This is a genomic window from Parabacteroides vesiculifaciens (genome assembly GCF_049860805.1).
Classification (GTDB): Bacteria; Bacteroidota; Bacteroidia; order Bacteroidales; family Tannerellaceae; genus Parabacteroides.
Genome location: NZ_CP187555.1, coordinates 1,424,126 through 1,447,366, shown reverse-complemented (window position 1 = coordinate 1,447,366; position 23,241 = coordinate 1,424,126). Strand labels below are relative to the sequence as shown.

General features: G+C 47.4%; 16 protein-coding genes and 1 pseudogene. 8 read left to right on the top strand and 9 right to left on the bottom strand.

Annotated elements, in window-relative coordinates:
* Positions 1 to 2: 2 nt before the first annotated feature.
* The 3 genes and pseudogenes from brxL (at position 3) to ACPYIV_RS05860 (ending at position 2,951) form a co-directional block, all read left to right on the top strand.
* Entirely contained in the window at positions 3 to 2,003 is a 2,001-nt protein-coding gene (gene brxL, locus ACPYIV_RS05870; protein WP_301705015.1) for a BREX system Lon protease-like protein BrxL, read from the top strand.
* 17 nt (positions 2,004 to 2,020) lie between these two features.
* A pseudogene (locus ACPYIV_RS05865) lies at positions 2,021 to 2,485 on the top strand (AAA domain-containing protein); the annotation flags it as partial.
* Positions 2,486 to 2,597: 112 nt separating this feature from the next.
* Entirely contained in the window at positions 2,598 to 2,951 is a 354-nt protein-coding gene (locus ACPYIV_RS05860; protein ID WP_425886095.1) for a hypothetical protein, read from the top strand.
* Between the two features lie 296 nt (positions 2,952 to 3,247).
* Here the strand turns inward: ACPYIV_RS05860 and ACPYIV_RS05855 are convergent, their stop codons facing one another.
* Complete coding sequence (locus tag ACPYIV_RS05855; protein WP_301705013.1) at positions 3,248 to 3,649, bottom strand: lipocalin-like domain-containing protein; 402 nt, start codon at positions 3,647 to 3,649, stop codon at positions 3,248 to 3,250.
* Between the two features lie 102 nt (positions 3,650 to 3,751).
* Between ACPYIV_RS05855 and ACPYIV_RS05850 the strand changes: the two genes are divergently transcribed.
* Positions 3,752 to 4,864 carry a glycoside hydrolase family 43 protein gene (locus ACPYIV_RS05850; RefSeq protein WP_301705012.1) on the top strand — a complete coding sequence of 371 codons (1,113 nt, stop codon included), beginning with the start codon at positions 3,752 to 3,754 and terminating at the stop codon, positions 4,862 to 4,864.
* A gap of 72 nt (positions 4,865 to 4,936) precedes the next feature.
* On the opposite strand, the gene hisB is transcribed toward ACPYIV_RS05850, so the two are convergent.
* The 7 genes from hisB to ACPYIV_RS05815 form a co-directional block, all read right to left on the bottom strand.
* Positions 4,937 to 6,064 carry a bifunctional histidinol-phosphatase/imidazoleglycerol-phosphate dehydratase HisB gene (hisB, locus tag ACPYIV_RS05845; RefSeq protein WP_301705011.1) on the bottom strand — a complete coding sequence of 376 codons (1,128 nt, stop codon included), beginning with the start codon at positions 6,062 to 6,064 and terminating at the stop codon, positions 4,937 to 4,939.
* A gap of 24 nt (positions 6,065 to 6,088) precedes the next feature.
* Positions 6,089 to 7,120 (bottom strand): histidinol-phosphate transaminase, encoded by a 1,032-nt coding sequence (hisC, locus tag ACPYIV_RS05840; RefSeq protein WP_301705010.1) that lies wholly within the window; start codon positions 7,118 to 7,120, stop codon positions 6,089 to 6,091.
* Complete coding sequence (gene hisD, locus ACPYIV_RS05835; protein WP_293733747.1) at positions 7,117 to 8,406, bottom strand: histidinol dehydrogenase; 1,290 nt, start codon at positions 8,404 to 8,406, stop codon at positions 7,117 to 7,119. Before hisD ends, hisC begins: the two co-directional genes overlap by 4 nt.
* 4 nt (positions 8,407 to 8,410) lie before the next feature.
* Entirely contained in the window at positions 8,411 to 9,262 is an 852-nt protein-coding gene (hisG, locus tag ACPYIV_RS05830; protein ID WP_293733746.1) for an ATP phosphoribosyltransferase, read from the bottom strand.
* 564 nt (positions 9,263 to 9,826) lie between these two features.
* Positions 9,827 to 12,379 carry a M1 family metallopeptidase gene (locus ACPYIV_RS05825; RefSeq protein ID WP_425886091.1) on the bottom strand — a complete coding sequence of 851 codons (2,553 nt, stop codon included), beginning with the start codon at positions 12,377 to 12,379 and terminating at the stop codon, positions 9,827 to 9,829.
* Between the two features lie 23 nt (positions 12,380 to 12,402).
* The gene (locus ACPYIV_RS05820) at positions 12,403 to 12,858 is read right to left on the bottom strand and encodes a DUF4268 domain-containing protein (RefSeq protein WP_293733744.1); all 456 of its coding nucleotides are present in this window, start codon (positions 12,856 to 12,858) and stop codon (positions 12,403 to 12,405) included.
* Entirely contained in the window at positions 12,858 to 15,746 is a 2,889-nt protein-coding gene (locus ACPYIV_RS05815) for a M16 family metallopeptidase (RefSeq protein ID WP_425886088.1), read from the bottom strand. The genes ACPYIV_RS05820 and ACPYIV_RS05815 overlap by 1 nt, the downstream gene beginning before the upstream one ends.
* A 114-nt stretch (positions 15,747 to 15,860) precedes the next feature.
* Here ACPYIV_RS05815 and ACPYIV_RS05810 point away from each other — a divergent pair, with 114 nt between their 5' ends.
* From ACPYIV_RS05810 to ACPYIV_RS05795, 4 genes are all read left to right on the top strand, one after another.
* Positions 15,861 to 17,030, top strand: a complete 1,170-nt coding sequence (locus ACPYIV_RS05810; protein WP_293733742.1) for a mechanosensitive ion channel family protein — start codon at positions 15,861 to 15,863, stop codon at positions 17,028 to 17,030.
* A 245-nt stretch (positions 17,031 to 17,275) separates the two neighbouring features.
* Positions 17,276 to 17,470: a hypothetical protein gene (locus tag ACPYIV_RS05805; RefSeq protein ID WP_293733741.1), complete on the top strand. Its 195-nt coding sequence runs from the start codon at positions 17,276 to 17,278 to the stop codon at positions 17,468 to 17,470.
* 11 nt (positions 17,471 to 17,481) lie between these two features.
* Positions 17,482 to 18,747: a mechanosensitive ion channel family protein gene (locus tag ACPYIV_RS05800; protein WP_293733740.1), complete on the top strand. Its 1,266-nt coding sequence runs from the start codon at positions 17,482 to 17,484 to the stop codon at positions 18,745 to 18,747.
* A 117-nt stretch (positions 18,748 to 18,864) separates the two neighbouring features.
* Positions 18,865 to 21,681 carry an NPCBM/NEW2 domain-containing protein gene (locus ACPYIV_RS05795; RefSeq protein WP_425886084.1) on the top strand — a complete coding sequence of 939 codons (2,817 nt, stop codon included), beginning with the start codon at positions 18,865 to 18,867 and terminating at the stop codon, positions 21,679 to 21,681.
* A gap of 223 nt (positions 21,682 to 21,904) precedes the next feature.
* Here ACPYIV_RS05795 and ACPYIV_RS05790 read toward each other — a convergent pair whose 3' ends face one another.
* Positions 21,905 to 22,903, bottom strand: coding sequence for an IS110 family transposase (locus ACPYIV_RS05790; protein WP_290092606.1), 999 nt, complete (start codon positions 22,901 to 22,903; stop codon positions 21,905 to 21,907).
* Positions 22,904 to 23,241: the final 338 nt, after the last annotated feature.

The following is a 23,241-nucleotide window of genomic DNA, read 5'->3' as shown; positions in this document are numbered from 1 at the left end:
TTATGGACTTACAAGATAAAGTGATGGATGCCTTTGTGGGCAAGGTGGTTCGCAAGGATTTGGCTTTCCTCGTAAAAGGAGGATTGCCGGTACCTACCTATGTGTTGGAATACCTGTTAGGGCAGTATTGTGCCAGTAATGAGGAAGAGATTATTGCGGAAGGGTTAGAAAAGGTAAAGAAAGTAATCCAAAACAATTATGTACATCGTGCCGATGCCGAAGCCATCAAAGGAACTATCCGTGAGAAAGGGAAACATCGCATCATTGACAAGGTGACGGTGACGCTCAATGAAAGGTCGGATGAGTATCATGCGCATTTTGCCAACTTGGGTTTGAATAATATTCCTATCGGTACGCAATATGTGACCTCCAATCCCAAGTTGCTTTCAGGCAACGGAGTGTGGTGCATTGTCACTATCGGGTATATTCCAGGGGAAGATGTCAAGGTGCGTTGGGAAATTCAGACGCTCAAACCGGTACAAATATCCAATGTGGATGTACAGGAGTATATCGAACAACGGCAATGCTTCACCACAGAAGAATGGCTCGACTTTATGATGCACACCGTGGGATTGAACCCGAAAAAGTTCAACCGAAGGGAGAAGTTGATTACGTTGGCAAGGTTGCTTCCCCACGTGGAGAATAATTTCAACTTTATGGAACTCGGTCCGAAAGGAACCGGAAAAAGCCATGTATTTCAAGAATTGTCGCCATACGGCGTACTGGTAAGCGGTGGTGATGTAACCAGTGCCCGCCTCTTTGTCAAGATGAGTGGCAACAGGGAGATACTGGGCTTGGTGGGCTATTGGGATGTGGTGGCATGGGACGAGTTTGAACAGCAGAAAGGTCGTTCGGTAGATGCAGTGTTGATTGACACCATGCAAAACTACCTTGCCAACAAATCGTTCAACCGAGGCAAGGGTACGCACGAGGCTTCGGCATCTATGGTATTCGTGGGCAATACCAAACACACCGTGCCTTATATGCTGAAAAATAGCCATCTGTTCGAGTCCATTCCTACGGCTTTCATCAAAGGAGCCTTCTTAGACCGCATCCATCTGTACAATCCCGGTTGGGAAATCAAGATGCTGAAAAAAGACAGCTTCTCCAAAAGTTACGGATTGATAACAGACTATATAGCCGCCGTGCTCCACGAGTTGCGTAACAATGACCTCACCGCTCTGCTCAAAGAGTATGCACAATTTGACGGTTCGCTTTCGGAACGCGACCACTTGGCCATCCGCAAGACATTCTCCGGTATGGTAAAACTCATCTACCCGGATGGAAAGATGACAGACGAAGAAGCGTATGAACTGATTGACTTTGCCGCTGAAAGTCGCAAGCGCGTAAAAGACCAACTTTATATCATTGATGAAACTTTTCTGGCCGAACCTGCAAAGTTCACATACATCCGTAAGAAGGATAGCAGGGAGTTGAATGTGGAAACTTTGGAACGGATAAATAATGAAACCGTCATGCCCGAGGTCAAGGAACAAAGAAAGCCACGCCCACGCATCGCCCCATTGCAGGAGAAGAATCTTTCTTTCCGTTTGGGACAGACCGGAGTTACTTATCAATCGCTTTTTGCCGACTATCTGAAAGAGGCTACCGAAATAACGATTGAAGATCCGTTCATCCGCACCAGTTGGCAGGTAAAGAACCTGATGGAGTTCCTGGCTATGCTGATTGACACTCGCTATGTGGATGACCTTAAAGTCCATTTGACCACCAACGAGGAAGAAAGTAAGATTCCCGAACTGATAGACAAACTGGATGATATTAAGGATGACATGACGGAGTATGGCATCGAGTTCGATTATCATTTCCGCGACTTCCACGACCGTTGCATCAAAACAGACACAGGTTGGGTCATTTCGTTAGGCAGAGGATTGGACATTTATGAAAAGTATAGCCCTTATTCTGTTGCTGCAGCCCGTCCGGGCAAACGCAAGTGCAAGGAATTTATGGTTACATTTACCAAGGACAATCTTGATAATAAATAATGAGAAAGAAGTATATTATGGACACAAGACAATACATGATAGTAAATTTAGAGAGACGTGACAATAAGCGAATGTTTATCACCGAGCAAGTTTCCTTTATCAGTGAAAACAAGAACGGCCTTTGGACAGTTCGATTCTCGTCATCTCCTCGTGTGTTCAATTACAACAAGGCCCGTCTGCTATTCTTTACCAATCCAAAAAACATAGATTTCAGCGAAAAAGGATTGCATATCAAGAATAAGCACATCAACAATATGGCTGAAGTATTGCGGTTTTCTGACACTCGTCATACATTCTATCGAGTGACCTATACCAATGGTTACTATGAGAACTTTGAGGAAAATGATGTCTATATCACTCGTATTCCCATTGACAAAAATGGTGGATCTACTTGGGAATATCTTCGTAAATTGGCTGCTGAAACAGGTCTGATGACAGAGGATGAAGATAACATCCTCTCTAAACAATATGACTTGGTAGATACTTTCTCGCCACCACATAGCACAGTTCCTTGATGGCTTCATCAATGCTGTCTATTTCGAAAGCAAGCTGCCGTAATCCGGCAGCTTCAGGATAAGAAGGTCTGGCGGGAAGATGGGGGAAGGAGAACTATTGTTTGGTCATGAAATAGTTCATGTCTATTTGCGGCAACTTGTCTCATTGATAGTAAATATAGGCTATCTGCTATCAAATCGATTTATTTTGAATGCTTTTGCTAACATGCATATTCTTGTTTTTATGCTTTTTAGCCTAAGAGCCACTTGTTTTTGCACTTTTTCGGGAAATCATCTCAATGATTTTTCAAATGATCTCAATGATTATGGAAAACCATTAGGGTGTTTTGGACAAAACATTAGGATGAATTTAGTAAATCATTTAGATGATTTTACCGGACGAACTGAAAAAAAGAAAAAGAAAATGGTAAGAAGGCTCCTGAAAGGCCTTTGAACACTATTTTAACACCTCACAAGCTCTATGAGGAAGACCTTTTGTGATTGACATTTTGACGGCAAACCGCTCTTTCTGCCTACACTTCTATTCTTTCTTCTGCACCATTTCGATTTTTCGGTGACAGAAAAAACTTTCCGTTGGTTTAGACAACCAAAATGACAATTGCAAATCCTATTTCCTTATCCAATTTGTAACCATTTGGGCAAATGGACGTATACAGACGAATCTAAGGAGGGTAAATCTGGCATTTTGACAAATTGTAGATAAAATTGAATTACAAAATAATGTAAACATCAGAATTTCCGGAAACTATACCTTTTCCCCTCGCGGCTTAAGATCAGCTGCTTGGATTCCAATTTATCGATGGTATAAGTTTGTTTGGAGGAATTCCAGTCGGTATAAGGCAGGAATTTACTGATCGGCCCCGGATTGTTCTCTAATTCCAGCAATAGTGTTTTTTCTCCTTCCAGCGTATTATAGCCATATTGGTGGCGGAAAGAATCGATTGCGGGAAGATAAACCTGGTACATAAACAAGGAATGTTCAAAATTAAAATAAACCGTGTCGACATTCTCTACGTCCCCACCTGTTTCTATTTTCTGCAATTGCCATTTACCAAACAATTTGGACTCCGTATCTTTACTGCACGAAGCAAACAGGATCACACAAAACACTATCAATATATTTCTAACCATACTCTTTTTTCTGCTTAAATCGGACATCAAAGAAAAGGAAATAATTTCAAATTTGTATATTTGTCGCCATTTATTATGTGTTTTTAATTTTACAGACATTCTATGAAACAAATGAAACAATTTGTAATACTGCTTTCGGCAGTTTTTACTTTTTCTTCCTGCGTGCACAAGGCGCAGAAGGAACAACAGGAAAAGAGTATCGTGCATACCAATCCTCTCCCCGTACAGTTTGGTGATCCGTATGTATTGCTGGCTTCGGACGGCATATACTATATGTATGGAACAGGCGGAGGCGCCGTCGACGGTTTCAGTGTGTATTCCTCTCCCGACATGGTAAACTGGAAAGCCGAAGGACAGGTATTCCGGGGTAACATTCCGGGATCATGGGGAGTCGCCAACTTTTGGGCCCCGGAGGTGTATGAACGGGGTGGAAAGTTCTATATGCTGTACAGTGCCGACTGGAAAGAAAATCCGACTAACGAATTGGAAAATTTCCGTATCGGAGTGGCCGTTGCTGACAAACCGACAGGGCCTTTCAAGGAATTATCTGATAAACCTTTGTTCGATCCGGGCTATCCGGTTATCGATGGAAACTTGATCGATGACGAGGACGGGCGGACCTACCTGTATTATTCCCGTTGTTGTTACAAACATCCGGTAGAAAGCGAAATTGCCGAACAAGCAAAAAAAGAAGGGAAATTCGATGAAATAGAGGAAAGCTGGATATATGGCATTGAGGTAAAACCAGATTTGACCGAGGTAATCGGCGAACCGGTCCTGCTGCTCAGGCCGCCTGTAAAACTGGACGACACGCAATCCGAATGGGAAAGCCGCTCCGTTACGACAGGCGAAATAAACCGCCGCTGGACAGAAGGGCCCTACACACTCAAAAAGGGAGATACTTATTATATGATGTATTCGGCCAATTACTATAAAGGCCAGAATTATGCTGTCGGCTATGCGACGGCAAAAAATCCGCTCGGTCCGTTTGCCAAATCAAACGACAATCCTGTGCTACAAAAGAACGTGGAGCAGGGAGGCATCGTTACCGGTACGGGGCACAACAGTGTGACTTGGTCAAAAGACGGCAAGCAGATGTATTGTGTTTATCATGGTTACACCCAGAAAACCGGAAGCGAGCGGGTTGTCTTTATCGACAAAATGGGAATCGATGAGAACGGCAAACTCTATGTGGAAGGACCAACCGCGGAATAAATGAAAAAATGAAAGAGTTAAAGAATGAAAGTCGATGCTATTTTTTCATTCTTTAACTCTTTCATTTTTAATTTACAAAGTTCCTTTCGTACTCGGCAGTTCAAACCGGTAAATATCACGCCGGATAGCCATCTTGATGGAACGAGCCAAAGCCTTGAAGATTCCTTCAATCTTATGATGTTCATTCGTGCCTTCCGCTTTGATGTTCAGGTTCATGCGGGCAGCGTCGCTCAGGCTTTTAAAGAAATGCAGGAACATTTCGGTCGGCATATCCCCTACTTTCTCACGGTGAAAGGCAGCATCCCAAACTAACCAGGGGCGTCCGCCGAAATCAAGCGCCACACTGCACAGGCAATCGTCCATCGGCAGGCAATAGCCGTAACGTTCGATCCCCCTCTTGTCTCCTAACGCCTTCAACAAGGCTTCTCCAAGCGCAATGGCCGTATCCTCTATCGTATGATGTTCGTCAACTTCCAGATCCCCTTTCACCCGTACCGCCAAGTCGATACCCGAATGTTTCCCGATCTGGTCGAGCATATGATCGAAGAAGCCGAGACCGGTAGAGATCTCCGTCCGTCCATGTCCGTCCAAGTTTACTTCCACAAAAATATCCGTCTCCTTTGTCGTACGCTGGACAGTGGCGCGGCGTTCTCCGGCAAAAAGATATTCCGTAATCCGGTCCCAATCGTCCGTAATCAGGACAGGAGAAATAGCCGGATTTTCCGCCAGCAACAAGCGGGCCTCGTCGTCATCCGGACGCAACCATATCCCTTTTGCTCCCAGATTGACTGCCAACTGCATATCCGTCAGCCGGTCGCCGATCACATAGCTGTTTGCCAGATCATATTCGCCGGACAGATAGTTGCCCAACATCCCCGTGCGAGGCTTCCGGTTCGGAGAGTTATCTTCCGGAAAGGAACGGTCGATCAGGATATCGTCGAAACGTATCCCCTCGCCTTCCAATGTCTTCAACATCTTGTTGTGTGCCGGCCAGAAAGTATCTTCCGGAAAAGAATCCGTACCTAAACCGTCCTGGTTCGTAACCATCACAAACTCAAAATCCAACTGCTTGCGGATAAAGTACAGGTTACGGAATACCTTCGGATAAAATTCCAACTTCTCCAGACTATCCAACTGATAATCCACAGGCGGCTCTATCACGAGCGTTCCGTCCCTGTCTATGAATAAGGCTCTTTTCATGTATGATTTGTGAATCATAAATCTTTACATTTTTTTTAGCGCTTCAAGTAAAGCGTCGTTTTCTCCCGGCTTGCCGACCGTAATGCGGAGGCAGCCGTTACACATGGTCACGTTTGTCCGGTTGCGGACGATGATCCCCTGTTTAACCAGATTCTTATAGATCGTGTCGACACCCGTCACTTCGACCAGGATAAAGTTTGCATCCGTAGGATAGATCTTACGCACGCAGTTCAGCCCCGGCAATGCAGCCTGCAAGCGGATCCGTTCGGAAAGGATCGATCGAAGCTGGCTCTCCATCCGTTCCTTGTTTTCAAGTATATACAAGGCACGCTCCTGAGTCAGCAGATTTACATTGTACGGATATTTGATCTTATTGAGGATCGCGATGATTTCAGGAGAAGCAAAAGCCATCCCCAGACGGATTCCGGCAGCACCCCACGCTTTCGACATGGTTTGCAGGACGATCAGGTTCGGAAATTTATCCAGCTCGCCCAGGAAGGAAGGTTCGATAGAAAAGTCTATATAAGCTTCGTCTATCACAACGATCCCCTGGAAAGTGTTCAGCACTTTATAAAGACGGTCACGGCTCAGATTGTTTCCCGTCGGATTGTTGGGTGAGCAAAGGAATATCACTTTCACCCAATCGTTTGCCGCTTCGAGAAGGCTGTCGGTATCCAGGTCGAATTTCGCGTCCAGCTTGATCTTCCGGAAGTCCACGTTATTGACATTGGCCGCCACTTCATACATCCCGTAAGAAGGATCGATACTTACGATATTGTCGATAGACGGTTCGCAAAACGCACGGATTATCAGATCGATCGGTTCGTCACTTCCGTTTCCCAGGAAAATGGACTCGCGCTTCACACCTTTAATCTCCGCAATCTTTTTTTTCAGTTCCCATTGCAACGGGTCGGGATAACGGTTGTACGGTCTGTTAAACGGGTTCTCGTTTGCATCCAAAAAAACGGAGGCATTGCCCTGGAACTCATCTCTGGCGGACGAGTACGGCTTCATGTTCCAGACATTGGGCCTGACTAAATCTTTTAAGTCTTTCATAATGTGTTCAATCTGATTGTTACTGCATTTTTGTGTGCATCCAACTGTTCGTTGGCTGCCATTGTCTGAATCGTCCCGCCCAATTGCCTGATGCCGTCAGCCGTGATCTCTTGGAACGTGATCTTTTTGATGAAACTGTCCAGGTTTACACCACTGTAGGCTTTAGCATATCCGTTGGTCGGTAACGTATGGTTCGTGCCGGAAGCGTAGTCGCCTGCGCTTTCCGGCGTATAGGGCCCCATAAAGACACTGCCTGCATTCTCGATCTGCCCGGCAATATCCGCATAATCGGTAGTCTGTATAATCAGATGCTCCGGAGCGTACAAGTTGGTGAAGTCGACCACTTCCTGCTTATCCTTCAGTACGACGATGCGGCTGTGCCCCAACGATTTCTCCGTGATCTCCTTGCGGGGCAGACGGTCCAGTTGTTCCCGGATCGCTTGCATGACCGGTTCGACAATCTTTTCGGATGCCGTTACCAGCATAGCTTGGCTGTCCACCCCATGTTCCGCCTGGGAAAGGAAATCGGCGGCGATAAAGGCGGGGTTGGCCGATTCGTCCGCAATCACCTCCACTTCGGAAGGGCCGGCAGGCATATCGATTGCCACCTCTTTCAGGCTGACCAACTGTTTGGCTGCCGTCACATACTGGTTACCGGGGCCGAATATCTTATAGACCTTCGGAACCGATTCCGTCCCGTAAGCCATCGCTGCTATAGCCTGGATGCCTCCAGCTTTGAATATCTTGCTGACTCCTGCCGTTTCCGCCGCAAACAGGATTGCGGGGTGCACCTTTCCTTCCCTGCCCGGAGGCGTACAAAGCACGATTTCCTTACAACCGGCAATACGTGCCGGGACTGCCAACATCAGGACGGTGGAGAAAAGAGGGGCCGTTCCGCCCGGAATGTACAGACCTACTTTTTCGATGGCTACCGCTTTCTGCCAGCAGGTAACGCCCGGCGCCGTCTCCACCTTTTTTCCGGTGAAACGCTGTGAGGCGTGGAATATTTCTATATTGTCTTTTGCCTGGCGGATGGCCTGTTTCAGCTCTTCGGGCACAAGCTCTTTAGCTTCTGCCAATTCCTGTTCCGAGACCTGCAACCCTTTGAAAGTAGCAGGATCTATTTTGTCGAACTTCTCCTCATACCGGATAACGGCGGCATCTCCTCCCTCCCGGACTTCATCCAGCACCGTGCGAACAGTGTCGAACAGTGTCGTGACATCTAATGCCGGACGCTGAGCCAATGAGGCCCATTCTTCTCTTGACGGATATTTGATTACTTCCATGCCTTTAAAGTATCATTTTCTCAATCGGTATCACCAATATGCCTTCTGCTCCCAACGATTTCAGCTTACCGATGATTTCCCAGAAATGTTTCTCTGCTATAACAGATTGGACAGACACCCAGTTTTCATCGGCAAGCGGCGTGATGGTCGGGCTCTTCATACCCGGCAGCACTTCTATGATCTCGTTCATCTTGTCTTTCGGTGCATTCAGCAATACATATTTCTTGCCTTCCGCAACCTGGATCGCTTCGAAACGGAACAACAGCTCATCTAAGATAGCCTGCTTTTCATCCGACAGGTTGTTATTGGCAATCAACAGGGCTTCGCTCTGCATGATGACTTCCACCTCTTTAAGCTGATTGCTCACCAGCGTACTGCCGGAGCTGACAATATCGAAAATCGCATCCGCCAGGCCGATACCCGGCGCAATTTCCACAGAGCCGCTGATCACGTGAAAATCCGCTTTCACTCCCTTTTCTGCCAGATAGGCCTTCAGGATTTCCGGATAGGAAGTAGCGATCGTCTTTCCGGCGAACCATTCCACCCCTTGGTAATCTTCGTCTTTCGGGATCGCGAGCGAAAGACGGCATTTGCTGAATCCCAGGCGTTTGATCAGCTTGGCCTCCTGCCCTTTCTCCACATATTCGTTTTCGCCTACGATACCTACGTCGGCAACGCCATTGGCAACGGATTGTGGAATATCGTCATCGCGCAGGAATAGGACTTCTACCGGAAAACCTTTTGCCGACAACAACAAAATACGTTTTCCCCTATTCAATTTAATACCGGCTTCTTCCAACAGAAGCATTGTTTCATCGTAAAGACGACCTTTAGATTGTACTGCAATTCGTAACATGTTTATTTCGTTTATATATATTATTCCAAAAACAAAATAAGGCTCACCGCAAACGGCAAGCCTTATTCTTTTATATCATATGTTTCTACATACCACACAGCCCACCGAACTATTGCCCGTTGTAATGATGATGATGGAAATGTAGAACCGTACTTTTCATTTGTTATTATTTTTACGCTGCAAAGTTACAATAATAATTGAATTAGCAAATAAAACTTACAAAATATTCAAAGCAACTGCATCAAAAGTGTAATTTCAGCCAAAAGGTGAACCTTCCAAATGATTCAAATATGCCAAGAAGTGAACCTGTCTTTTTGAAATGTTAAACCATACAAGAACCTCCCCTAAAAGGCGGATATCTATATCTATTTATTAACTAGCGCTTTATATTATTGCAAGTTTCTTAAAAAATATTACCCGCAAGGGTAATTTGAAATAGATGGGGTAGAAAATCGAATTTCATGCACTACTGTCTCGATTTGGACCAACGGGTATTTCAAAAAACTGTACAATAAGACAGGAATGACATGATTATACCATACCGCCCATCTAAATCATCATTAATTAATCGTGCAACCGGTACAAATGATCCGCCTGCTGACGGATTTTGTTTGAGAGCAGAACAGGATAATCCGGATGAGTGGCAAAGAAATCGTCCACTTCCTTCCTGGCTTCCGGTGAAGTATGTCCGCCGAGTAAAGCCCGTACCCAGTCGCGCGGGAAAAAGATATCCCCCGTACGCTGCACTTCCTGCAAGACTTCCAAGGCCGGACGGATATAACCGATTGCCTCTTTTTGGCGCAACTGGCAGTTCAGGTTCGATAAGGCAGCCGAAGCCCACGGTTCGACACGGCGGTTCCCTGCAACGAGCAGAGAGGCAAACACGCTGTCGCGTACCTCCTTCCGGGGAGAAACGGATGGCGAGATGAACGCATATTGCCGCTTACGGTCCGGATTGGTGATCCGGGCTTGCTGGGTTGCAACAATCTCATCGGCTTTATCGGGCATCAGGATTGCCAGGCCGTACGACAGGTTGATATAATCGTTTTCACTCAGCGAACAACCGGCAGGCGCTTTCCCGTCTTTCCAAAGCGCATACAGTCTTCCGACCGCTTCCGGCGAGCGGGCAATGGAACGGTAATAACGGAACGCCTGCAAACGTTGCTGGGGTTGTTCTGCCGTTGCTACGATCTGCCAAAGCACTTGTTCCAACTTCTTCGGATCAGAGGGATATAGGCGCTGGCAATTACCGACATATCCGAGGGCTGCCGAGAACAACAGGGAATTGGTTTCCTTCGGCAGATAGTCCAACATGGCTTCCATATAAAGTTCCGCAGGGATCGTCCGGTTCAACAGGTTCTCATACAGGGTAATCAACAAGGAACCTCTCAACACTTCGTCCTTGCAAGCGGGAAGATAGGCCAAACAAGCCTTTGCATCTTTTTCAAACAGGCGGAAGAATCCATATCCTTTGCCATCGGCATTGGGTATAACGAAGCTGCCCTCACCTGCCGGCCTTTTCAAATCCTTGAAACAGAACATGGCCTCTTTTTCAAATGAAACTTGCAAATCTTCCGTCCCGCCATCGGGATAGACAATCAAAAAGGACAAGTCTTGTTGCCACAGAAGCCCACGCCTTAACGGATCTTTCTGCTGAACCAGCAACGTTTTGCCTTCGGTTATTACTCCACATATCTCCGGCATACCTTCTTCATTCACCCAGATATGGCTCCAGGCAGAGAGGTCGTCGTCCGTATATTTGTCCAGGATGCCGATCAGCCCTTCCCAGGTTGCATTCCCGTAGGCATACGTTTTCAGGTATTCCCGGATCCCATTCCGGAAAGATTCCTCCCCCATTTTCTTAATCAGCATTTCCAAGATAACCGGGGATTTATCATAGATGATATTGCCGTACATCAAACCTGCATCCCGCATATTCGCCAATTCCTGCTTCACCGGATTGGCGCCCGCGGTACGGTCTTCGGAGTAGGCGGCCGGAATATAGTCGAGCATAAAGTTAAGCGAATGGTTTACCTCCGGAAACAGAGGCTCGATCATCTGGGAGGCATAATAATTGGCAAAGACCTCTTTTGTCCAGACATCATTGAACCACTCCATCGTCACAAAGTCACCGAACCACATATGGGAAGTCTCATGTGCAATCAGGGCGCTACGTCCCAGACGTTCGTTCAATGTCGGGTTCTCGTTCAGGAACATCCGCCCGTCCGTATATAAAGTCGCTCCCGTATGTTCCATCCCGCCGAACTGGAATCCCGGCAAAATGATCAGGTCATATTTGGCAAAGGGGTACGGTATCCGGGTATAATCCTCCTGCCATTCGAGTGCATCGAACACTTCGGAGGCGATATCCGGGCACTGTGCCACTTTCTTCGGATCGGTTTCACGATGGTAGATCGAAATCGTCCGTCCGTCTCGCGAATACGTTTCCCGCGTCAGCTTGCCGGCCACGAAAGAGAAAAGATAAGTACTGAGCGGTTCAGTTTCCCGGAAAGAAACCCGCCTGCGTCCGGGGACGGAAGTCGAATCTTCCTGCCCGATCGCCCCGTTGGCGACAGCCTGCCAGGAGGCAGGAACCTCTAATGACAGGGTGAAAAGCGATTTCATATCCGGCTGATCGAAACAGGGAAAGAGCGTACGCGCCCGGTCGGGAACCAGTAACGTATACAAAAACTCGTCCCGGCGGTTCAGCGACTGGTCGTTTGCCGTAAATTCGATGTTTACACGGTTCTCACCCTTTGCCACATCTTTTGCACTGATCACGATGTGCTCGTCCTTAACTGCATAAGAAACTTTCTTGCCATTCAATAAAACAGAAGCGACCTGTTCCGGTTCTCCGCGAAAATCTATGATAACCGGCTGCTTTTTCCGGAGGGCAAGCGTTATTTCCGCTTTACCTGTAACAGCCTCCTTGCGGGATTCGGAAATGGAGAAAAAGAGGTTGTAGCGTACCCCCTGGAAATGTTCTTTCCTGAACTGCGCCAACTCCCGGCTGACTCCCGGTTGCAACAGCACTGTATCGGATGCAGGAGTACTGCAAGCACTCAAGAATGCGATAGAAGCTATACCAATAAAGTGTTTAAACATAACATAAATCATAACTCAAAAATCATAAATTTCCTCTATTCCCTCAAATACTCTGCTATAGACATGAAGTTACGTTCCAACAGATACATTTGACTTGCCATAAAGGAAAAGAACTCGCCCCAATCCTGGCGGCGGTGGAAATCGATACCGGATCTGGAGGTATAAACGCGGGCTACCTGCTTGCCGGTATCACGCACAAAACAAATGTCCCACGTCAGCCCCTCCGGAAAATCCATTTCGAGCGTATCTTTATACCACGTCAGGCGTTCGAACATTTCCAGCCGGGCATCTTCACTCCTGTGGTTCACTTCGAGGATGACAAACGCCCCTTCCCTCGTTGCATCGAATTTGAGCTCGACCCCTTTTACTTTCGTATCATACAAGGTCCACATCTTTTTACGTCCCCTCAGATACGGTTGTACTTCACAAAATGCGGCGAAACTTTCCCAAAATTCAAGTTTCAGGTTCTTGAGTTCGTCTTTACTATACATTATTTATAAATATCTTTCTTTTTAACTTTTACTATCGTACCATATTCAGCCAGTTTCTTCATATCGATACGTTTCCGGTTCCCGGCAATCACGTAAACAACCGGGCGGCCACAGATCTGCTCCTGATAGAAATGGGAAATATCTTCCATATCCATCGTCGCGATATCCCGCAGAAATTCTTCTGCCGGATCACGGTCGAAACCTTCCATTCGCGCACTTGCCACTTTTTCGGAAAGGCTACGGAAAGACGGATAATCGTTATTGATACGGTTGGCCAACGATTGCTTGATCGCTTCTACCCTTTCCGGTTTCAACGGCATTTTCCGGATCAGCGAATCCAGCACGCCCAATGCATCCAGCGTCTTGTCGCTCTGGGTGGACAGCATCGCCGTAAAAGATCCGGCAGTCCCCTTATGGGCATGGTTCGGCAACTGATAACGACCGCTTGTCCGGTATGCAAAAGATCGGAATTCCCTTATCTCCTGGAACATCAGTGACGACATATCGCCCCCGAAATAGACGGAGAACAGCCGGGAAGCGTGGCGGGAAGCTTTGTCGTCAACCGGATCGCCCTTGACATAGCTGTAAACGATACTCTGCGTCATGTCCGGCATATCGATAAAAAAGACTGTCGGCTTGTCGTATTGCTTCAACTCGCGGTAATAGGGAGAATTGGAGGCTACGGTTGTCCGCTCCAACGGGATATGCCGGCGAATCGTCCCGATCACCTTTTCCACAGGCAATGTGCCGCAGTAGTGAAGGTCGCACTGTACACTCCGTACTTTATCGTAGACCGCTAACAGATCTTTTCCCTTCAATTTCTTGATCTGCGAGAGTGAAAGTTTACGCAGGTAACGGGACTGGTCGCCGTACTTCACCTGTTCTAACAAAGCTGATGCCACATTGTCGCCCGACTTGAAAAAGGCTTTCTCCGAGACTTTGGCATCGTCCACAATCTGACGTAGCTTCTTGTCGTCAGCTTTTGCATGGCGGATAAAGTCGCCCACAAGTTCCATCGTCTCGTCAATATGGTTATCGAAACCAGTCACCTTCATGACAAAAGCATCGGGCGTCACATCGAAAGCAAGTGTGCTCCCGATCGATTGCAAACGGCTGCGGAACTGCTCGAAAGGTAAAGACTCGGTTCCTAATAGTTGCAGGTAGTTGATGAGCTGCATCAATTCCGGCTGTTCCAAGGCTCCGATTCCATAGGAGATGTTGAAGGTGAAAATATCGTTCAGCGGATTAGGAGTCGTGTACAACGTCACCAAAGGAGTCAACTTCGACGTCTTCACATCCTTCTCGAAATCGATGATACGAGGTGCTACTTGCTGTTCCGGTATCTTCTCCAACTGTTCGGCATAGGAAGACGAAGCGTCTGCATTCCGGGGAACAACCGGAGAGAAAGCCGGTTTCGGCAAATTGTCTTTCGGATATTTCCCCGTGCTCTTGGTTACACACAAATAGTTATTGCTGAAATATTTTTGGGCGACCCGCACGACATCCTCTTTCGTGATGGACTCGATCCGCGCCACTTCGTTCAGGTAATCGTTCCAATTCTTTCCCTGCGAAAACAGGTTCATCATGACCGTCGCACGCGAGTCGATATTCTCCAATGCGGAAGCATACTGCCGTTTCTGTTCCAGTTTCAGGCTGTTGAACACTTCGTCGCTGAAGTCTCCGTTCTTCACCCGGTTGATCTCGTTCCAGACCATTTTCTCGGCCGAACTGTACGACTGGATCAACAGTTTCGGCATAATGGCGACAGCCAGAATCCCCGCCTCATTCATGCTCTCGTTAATGGCAAGGGCTCCCATCAGCTTATGTTCGACCATCAGCTTGTCCAGATAGCCCGTACCGTTGGCGTTGTTCAACAGGTTGACCGCTATGTTCAGGGCAACCTGGTCTTCATGATTGGCCGAAACGCCCCGGAACCCCAGTCCCATCGCCTTGATAAAGGGGATCGGAAACTTCACCTTCAACTTCTCCCGCCCGTTGAACGGCGGCAACATCACCTTCTCCGACTTCGGGACACTCCCCGGACGGATGCGTGAAAAGGTCTTCTCGAGGACAGGCATAACCTGCTGCGTATCGAAATCGCCACTAAGAATCAGCGCCATATTGGATGCCACATAATAATCTTCGAAGAACTTGCGCATCTCCGTCAGCCGCGGATTTTTCAGGTTCTTCGTGCTGCCGATAATCGGATAGGCATACGGGTGCGGACCGAAATAGCGCGCCATCAACGTGTCCATCACCTGGCCGCCGATGAAATCACCATACATGTTCTTTTCCTCATAGACTGTTTCCAATTCGCTCTGGAAAAGACGGAAGACGGGATTAATAAGGCGCTCGCTGTTAATCTCCGCCCATTGGGCCATATATTGCGGGGAAAACGTATTGAAATAGATCGTAGCATCGTATGAAGTCGCTGCATTCAAGCCTGAACCGCCGAAGCGGCTGATCAGCCGGTTGAACTCGTTCGGTATGACATATTCGGAAGAACGGATGCTTAGTTCGTTGATCTCCTTTTGCAGGCGGGCACGCGTCACGACATCTTCCGTCATGGCCAGCTCATCGTATTTCATGGCGATGGAGTCCAGCAGGACCTTCTCCGACTCGTAATCGAGCGTCCCGATACGGTCCGTACCCTTAAACATCATGTGCTCGAAATAATGGGCGATACCCGTGTCCGGGCAATCCTTCGATCCCGCCTTGACGACAACGGCGCCGAAGACCTTCGGCTGGCTGTGATCTTCGTTCAACCAAACGGTCAGTCCGTTTTCCAGTTTATATTCTTTTACTTTAAGAGCGTTCAAGTCCCCTGCTTGCGATTGATAAGAACAACATGCGAATACCATCATCATTACTTTTAATTTCACGGTCATGCCACAGATTTGTAATATTAGCGTCAAAGATAAAAAAATTAATCAGATATTTGTGATTGATACAATAAACCAAACGAATATTTAATTGTTATCCTAAATAAAAGCAAATACCTTATGATAAACTTAGGCAGTTGGATGAATGGCATCCTGATCGGTTGGGGCGTAGACCCTAAAATTGCAAACACTTTCGACGAAATGATTATCGCTGTTTTGCTGGTCATACTGGCAATCGGACTTGACTACCTATGCCAGGCGATCTTTGTCGGCAGCATGAAAAAGTTGGCGCAGCATACGCATTACCAGTGGGACTCGCTGCTTCTCAAACGTAAGGTCGTCCACCACCTGGTCCATACGATACCGGGCATCTTAGTCTATGCCCTGTTGCCTTTAGCGTTTATACGGGGGAAAGGCTTGTTGCTCTGGTCCCAGAAAATATGCGCTGTGTATATCGTGTTCGCTTTGTTGCTGGCGATAAACGGCTTTATACTGGTGTTCTTGGATATGTACAATATGCGGCAGGTGAGTAAGGACCGCCCGATCAAAGGGTTCATGCAGGTACTTCAAGTCTTGCTGTTCTTTATCGGCGGGATCGTGATTATCGCCATTCTGATCGGGAAATCGCCGGCAAGCCTGTTCGCCGGACTGGGCGCTTCGGCGGCAATCCTTATGTTGGTATTCAAAGATACAATCCTGGGGTTTGTGGCTGGCATCCAGCTTTCCGCCAATGATATGCTGAGGCCGGGCGATTGGATCACGGTTCCCGGCTCGAACGCCAACGGTATTGTCATGGAAATCACGCTTAACACGGTCAAGATACAGAACTTCGATAACACCATTTCGACCATTCCTCCCTATACGTTGGTGAACGGCTCGTTCCAAAACTGGCGCGGGATGGTGGAATCGGGAGGCCGCCGCGTGATGAAATCCATTTACATCGACCTGAACACGATCAAGTTCTGCACGCCGGATATGCTCGACACGTTCCGCAAGGAGATCCCGTTGCTTGCCGACTACAAGCCGGATGAAGGCGTCGTGCCCACCAATTCACAGGTGTTCCGTGTCTATGTGGAAAAATACCTGACAAGCCTTCCGGTCGTAAACACCGACCTGGATTTGATCATCAGCCAGTTGCAATCGACGGAATATGGCGTGCCCATCCAGATCTATTTCTTCTCACGCAATAAAGTATGGAAAGATTACGAACGCATCCAATCGGATATCTTCGACCATTTCTTCGCAATGGTCCCCAAGTTCGAGTTGAAGGTTTATCAGTATTCGGAGTAAAGAGAGGGTGGGCTATTAAAGAGCGTTATTCTGCCTATCGCGGAGCAGCGAACTATAAATTTATAGTTCTGAGGCCGATGCGGACAAAGCAGATTCCGGGGTCTGCCGGTATGCTTCGATTTGCAGCAATCGGCGAGCTGATCTTATTATAATAACGGCAGGGTAAAACTATCATTCCAGTTTTGCCGCCGTATTTTTTCTAATTGCGCTTTTATTAATTAGTTTTGTACTCAAATAAATTATATATGCCGGAATTGAATACATATCTGTTGTTATCGTTGGTCTCTTTCGCTGTGATCTTTGCCTGCGGCATTCATTTGTTATTAAAGAGTATTTCGAGGACAGAGAATGTGGAGTCTGACCGGAGCAATTTTCACCACCAGTTTAAGGGGATCACCGGCATGTCGCCGGAAGATTACCCGCAAGTTCCACTTGATTAATCATAGAGAATATGCACGCGATACAAGAATGGATTAATAGCCGTCTGGTCGAATGGGGTATTATCAGCAGTTCGGCCAACGAACTGGATAATACGATCGTCCTGCTGCTGATCATCGTCGTAACGGTGGGCATCGACTACGCCTGCCGCTACATCTTCCTGAATATGTTCAAACGGCTTGCAAAGAGAACCCGCAACCAGTGGGACGACCTGATCGTCGAGCGTAAGATCATCAATAAACTGATGCATATGATTCCGGCCATTCTGGTGTATATCCTGCTGCCGTTGGCTTTCCCGGCCGACGAGACACCTAAGATACTGGGAATCCTGCAAATGATATGCAAGATTTATATTATCGCCGTATCGTTGCGCTTTATCAGCGCCTCCCTAAATGTCGTCCACGAAATATACAACCGGAAGGAGTCGCTCAAAAACAAACCACTGAAAGGTTTCATCCAGTTATTGCAGGTGGCCGTATTCTTTATCGGCTTTATACTGATCATCAGCATTCTGATCGGTAAATCACCGACGACGCTGTTTGCCGGGCTGGGTGCTTCGGCTGCGATCCTGATGTTGGTATTCAAAGATACGATCCTGGGATTCGTGGCCGGCATACAGCTTTCCGCCAACGATATGCTCCGTCCGGGTGACTGGATCACGATGGAGAAATACGGGGCGAACGGGACGGTTACCGAAGTCACGCTGAACGCTGTCAAAGTGAAGAATTTCGACAATACGATCACGACTATTCCCCCTTATGCCTTGGTGAGCGATGCCTTCCAGAACTGGCGCGGGATGTCCGAATCGCCCGGTAGGCGGATCAAGCGTTCGATCAATATCGATATGAACAGCGTATGTTTCTGCACACCGGAGATGCTGGCCAGATTCCGTAAAATATCCTTGCTGACAGGCTATATTGACGAGAAAGAGAAAGAATTGAATACCTATAACGAAGAGCACCGGATCGACGGTTCCATCCTTGTAAACGGACGGCGGCAAACGAATATCGGCGTGTTTCGCGCCTACCTGGTCAACTATCTCCTAAGCTTGCCGGAAGTGAGCAAGGAACTGACCTGCATGGTCCGACAGTTGCAACCCACGGAGACGGGCATCCCGATCGAACTGTATTTTTTCTCTTCTGTGAAAGACTGGGTTCCTTACGAAGGCATCCAATCCGACGTATTCGACCATGTGCTGGCCGTGATTCCAGAATTCGGGCTCAGCGTCTTCCAGAATGTCTCAGGCAGTGACCTGAGGGGGCTGAAAACAATGCAATAACGAAAAAATGTCGCCTGCCATAGCGCCGAATATTACAAATATAAAATCAAGGTAGACGAAATCCATGAAAACAATATCTTTGAAAACCTGGATAAATAACTCCTTAAAAAAATCAATATGACAACAAAACAACTTCTGCTTGCTGGCTTTTGCTGCATGGCAACCAATCTGATTGCCCAAACAGACCAGATGAAACTGTCGGGGATGGATCTAACCTCCATCTACCAACCTTACGGAATCCCGATGTCCGGCAAAGCAGTCACCGGCGAACCTTTGCAGGTTGCCGGAACGGCTTTTACGGATGGAGTCGGTGTACAGGCAAACAGCAAAATAAAGATTTCCCTCCAAGGCAAATCCACTCTTTTCACATGCAAGATCGGTATCAACGACCAGTCGGTTAATTACAAGGACAGCCGTCTGGCCAAAATTCCCCTGACCAACGGGACAATGCTCTTTTACGACCAGGCGAACGGCCGCAAACAATATGTCGGCACAGGAGAAGGAAGCGGGGAGCTGGAAAAGGGAAGCGTTATCTTCAAAATCACTGGAGACGGGAAAGAACTGTATAACAGCGGCATCATGAGAGGAGGCGAGGCTGCCAAAGAGATCTCCATCCCCATCGAAGGAATTAAGATACTGGAACTGGAAGCGGAAGATGCAAACGACGGAATCAGCGGTGACCATGCCGACTGGCTGGAAGCCGTTGTTACCTATTTCGAGATTAGACCGTCCCTGATCGCTCCCGATTACCAGGGAGAAATCGCCTCCATGCCTAAGAAGGTCGAACAATCCCTCCAGCAAAAGATTAGCCAGTTAGAAGCTGTCAGCCTGCCTTTACCGTCTCCCGGTTACGATTGGCTGATCTGTAGCGAGGAAGCTAAGACAACTGTCCGCCAGGCCAACCAAGGTAAAGACCTTGTGCTGAGCAATGGGTTGGTCAGCCGTGTATTCCGTATCTTTCCAAACCTCGCAACAGTCGACATCCAGAATCTGATGACCGGGGAAAATATGTTGCGGGCCGTGAGCAACGAAGGGATTCTGACGCTCGATGGCAAGAACTATCCGTTAGGCGGACTGGACGGCCAGCCTGAATTCGGCTACACCCAGTACAAATGGCTCGACCGGATGAAACCTTTCGCCAATTCGTTCCGTGTCGTTGATTTCCGGATTTCCGGAATCTCTCCGCGTATCCATTGGACGAGTAAACGATGGGCATTGGAAAAGAAACAGAACCTGTCCGGCAAACAGCTTACCTTCCTATTGGAAGGACCGGACGAACTGAAAGGTGTAAAAGTAAAGCTGCACTATGTCCTTTACGACGGCCTGCCTTGTATATCCAAATGGTTCGAGATCGAAAACCACACAGGTGCAGATGTCAATCTCGATTCCTTCGTGCTGGAACAGTTGGCAATGGCTGAACCGGAGTCGCCGGTAGAGGCCAAGAGCCCGGAAATGTTCCGCAAGCCGAATATCCACGTTGAAAGCGATTGGGGTTTCCTGGGCTTTATCGAAAAGATAGCCGACAAAACCGAGCACTGGAATCCTGATCCGCGCTACACTTCACAGTGTAACTATCCATTGCTGACACCTTGCCTGTTAGAAGTTAAATTGCCGATGGGACCGGACGAGCGGATCAGTAACGGCACTTCTTTTTCAAGTTTCCGCACCTGGCTGATGCCTTTCGACAGTGAGGAAAGGGACCGCAAAGGACTGTTCGTCAAACGGATGTACCGGACAATTGCACCCTGGACTACTGAAAACCCGATTTTCATGCACTGCACCTCCAGCGATCCTGAAGTAGTGAAACAGGCGGTCGATCAATGCGTAGCCACCGGATACGAGATGTTGATCATCAGCTTTGGGTCTGGTCTGGATATGGAAGACGAATCGCCGGCCAACTATGCCAAATTCAAGGAACTGCGCGACTATGCCCACTCCCGTGGTATCGAACTGGGCGGCTATTCACTGCTGTCAAGCCGTTGGATAAGTGATGATGTGGACGTGATCAATCCCGAAACAGGCAAAAGAGGTGGGATGATCTTCGGTAGCTCCCCTTGCCTTTGCAGCGATTGGGGCTATGACTATTTCCGTAAGATCAAACAGTTCTTCGAAAAGACAGGGATGACCGTGTTCGAGAACGACGGTTCCTATCCGGGGAATGTCTGTGCCTCGACTGTCCACGCCCACCACAAAGGATTGAAAGACTCCCAGTGGAAACAGCGCAAACAAATCGCCAATCTCTACCAGTGGATGTGCGAGAACGGCATCTACATGAATATCCCAGACTATGGCTATCTACTGAACGGAGGCAACAAAGTCGGAATCGGTTACCGAGAAGTTAACTGGTCACTGCCACGCGAACGGCAGTTGGTATTGGGCAGACAAGTTATGTATGACGGTCTTTGGGAACGGCTACCGGGTATGTGCTGGACGTTCGTACCGCTCACCCAGTATCACGGAGGCGGAGCCGCCGCTACGCTGGAACCGCTCAGCGAACATCTCGCCGATTATAAAGCCCACATGATACAAAACTATGGAACCGGTGTGCAGGCCTGTTACCGGGGGCACCGGCTTTACGACACCGAAGAGACGAAACGGACGGTAAAAGAGGTCGTCGGCTGGTATAAACAGTATCGTGACATTCTGAACAGCGAAGTGATCCACCTGCGCCGTCCCGACGGTAAGGACTGGGACGGAATCATGCACGTTGCACCCGGCAGGAAGGAAAAAGGATTTGTCATGGTCTATAATCCTACCGACCAACCAATGGAGCGCACCATCAAGTTGCCGCTCTACTATACAGGATTGACCACGGAAGCATTGGTAAAAGAACAGGGTAAAGAGGGTGTTCGCCACACCTTGTCGCGCGACTATACGATTCCGTTGAAAATCCGGATTCCGGCAAGGGGTTATAACTGGTATGTAATAGAATAAAACAAAAACAATCCTTACCGCCGGCATTGCTCCCCTCACCCGGGGCAATGCCGGCTTGATAGCTCTAAGACATTGTCGCTATTAACACACTGGTAAATCATCATTTGGAAGGTTCACATTTTCATCTAAACGAAGCTTAGTGTCGTCCCTGGCTTATTGTAATCTATGTTCCCAACCAAATAAACGGAAAGATTTTAAAACAAATTAAGAATATTGCAAAAATCTAAGCCGTTTGGTCGAAAGTTTGGTTCCTGACCAATGCACAGATTCGATGTATCAGTTTGTTTCTAATATTGTTTATAACTAAATTATGATGCTTCCCCTCTTCTCTTTTGCGCCTGTAATATTCTCTTAATATTGGATCATGTATGGCAGCGGTTCGTGCCGCTTGGGTGAGTAGCGTGTTTAGTTTTTTATTGGCAAATCCACTTGTCTTGGCATTGCTTTTGACACTGGAGCCGGAGGTTCGTTGGAACGGTACCACTCCCGCATAGCAGGCCAGCTTGCGCGGATCGTCAAAACAGGTGAAGTTTTCGGTATAAACGATCAAAGCAAGGGCGTTGACAAAAGCCACGCCTTTGATGGATGTAATACGCTCATAATTGTTTTTGATCTCCTCTTCACTGTTGATCAGATCCATTATTTCCTTTTCCACATCTTTTATTTCACGGTTCAAGTTATCCACTTGTGTCAGGCTATGTTGATATATGTAATCTGTTGCGTGATTCCCTTTTAGGACCGAATGGAGTTCTTTGGCATGTACCAATGCTTCATTTTTCATTTTCACCAATAAATCACGGAATGTGAAAAATGAGTGCAGCGCCCGGATGGTTTCCGTATTGGGGGTATAGACCTTGGCCATATCCTCGAAACGGCAAGCGTATTGTGCGATCAGCAATGAATCCAATTTATCGTTTTTCCCGCGTTGCATGCCGCTGCTGTGTTTGATCCTGTAAGGATGTTCCAGCCACAGTGTATAACCCTCGTGCGCGAGAGTGTTACTCAAACAAACGCTGTAAAGTCCCGTGTTCTCACCGCAAAAGAGCATCTGATCTTTGCCTGTCTGCGGATAGCTATCACAAAGCCATGCCAACAGACTCTCATGTCCGGCAACATCATTACTGAACTCACGGTGGACACCTGAAGATATGTTTTCTTTCTCTATCACACTTACATCTACTTTTTTCTTGGAGAAATCAATCCCGATAAATAATTTATTCATACCTTTATATTGTTTTTGGATTAACCGAAAGCAGGAATGGGCTACTACTCTAAATGATATCCTATTATATATCAATAATCTATTTAGTCTTTGCCTGCTTGACTAACGGAAGTCTGTTACAATAACTAGTCTTTAAAGACTATCGTTTTCCATTAGTGTACTTCCGTTAGTCGGTTAATTTAGTTTCTTCATACAACAAAGATATAAATTAACCTCAGCTTCTTGCTTTACGCAAACTTAGAGTATAGTTTTTCGGAATACCCGTTGGTCCAAATCGAAACAGTAGCGCATGAAATTCGGTTTTCTACCCCATCTATTTCAATTTACCCCTGCGGGTA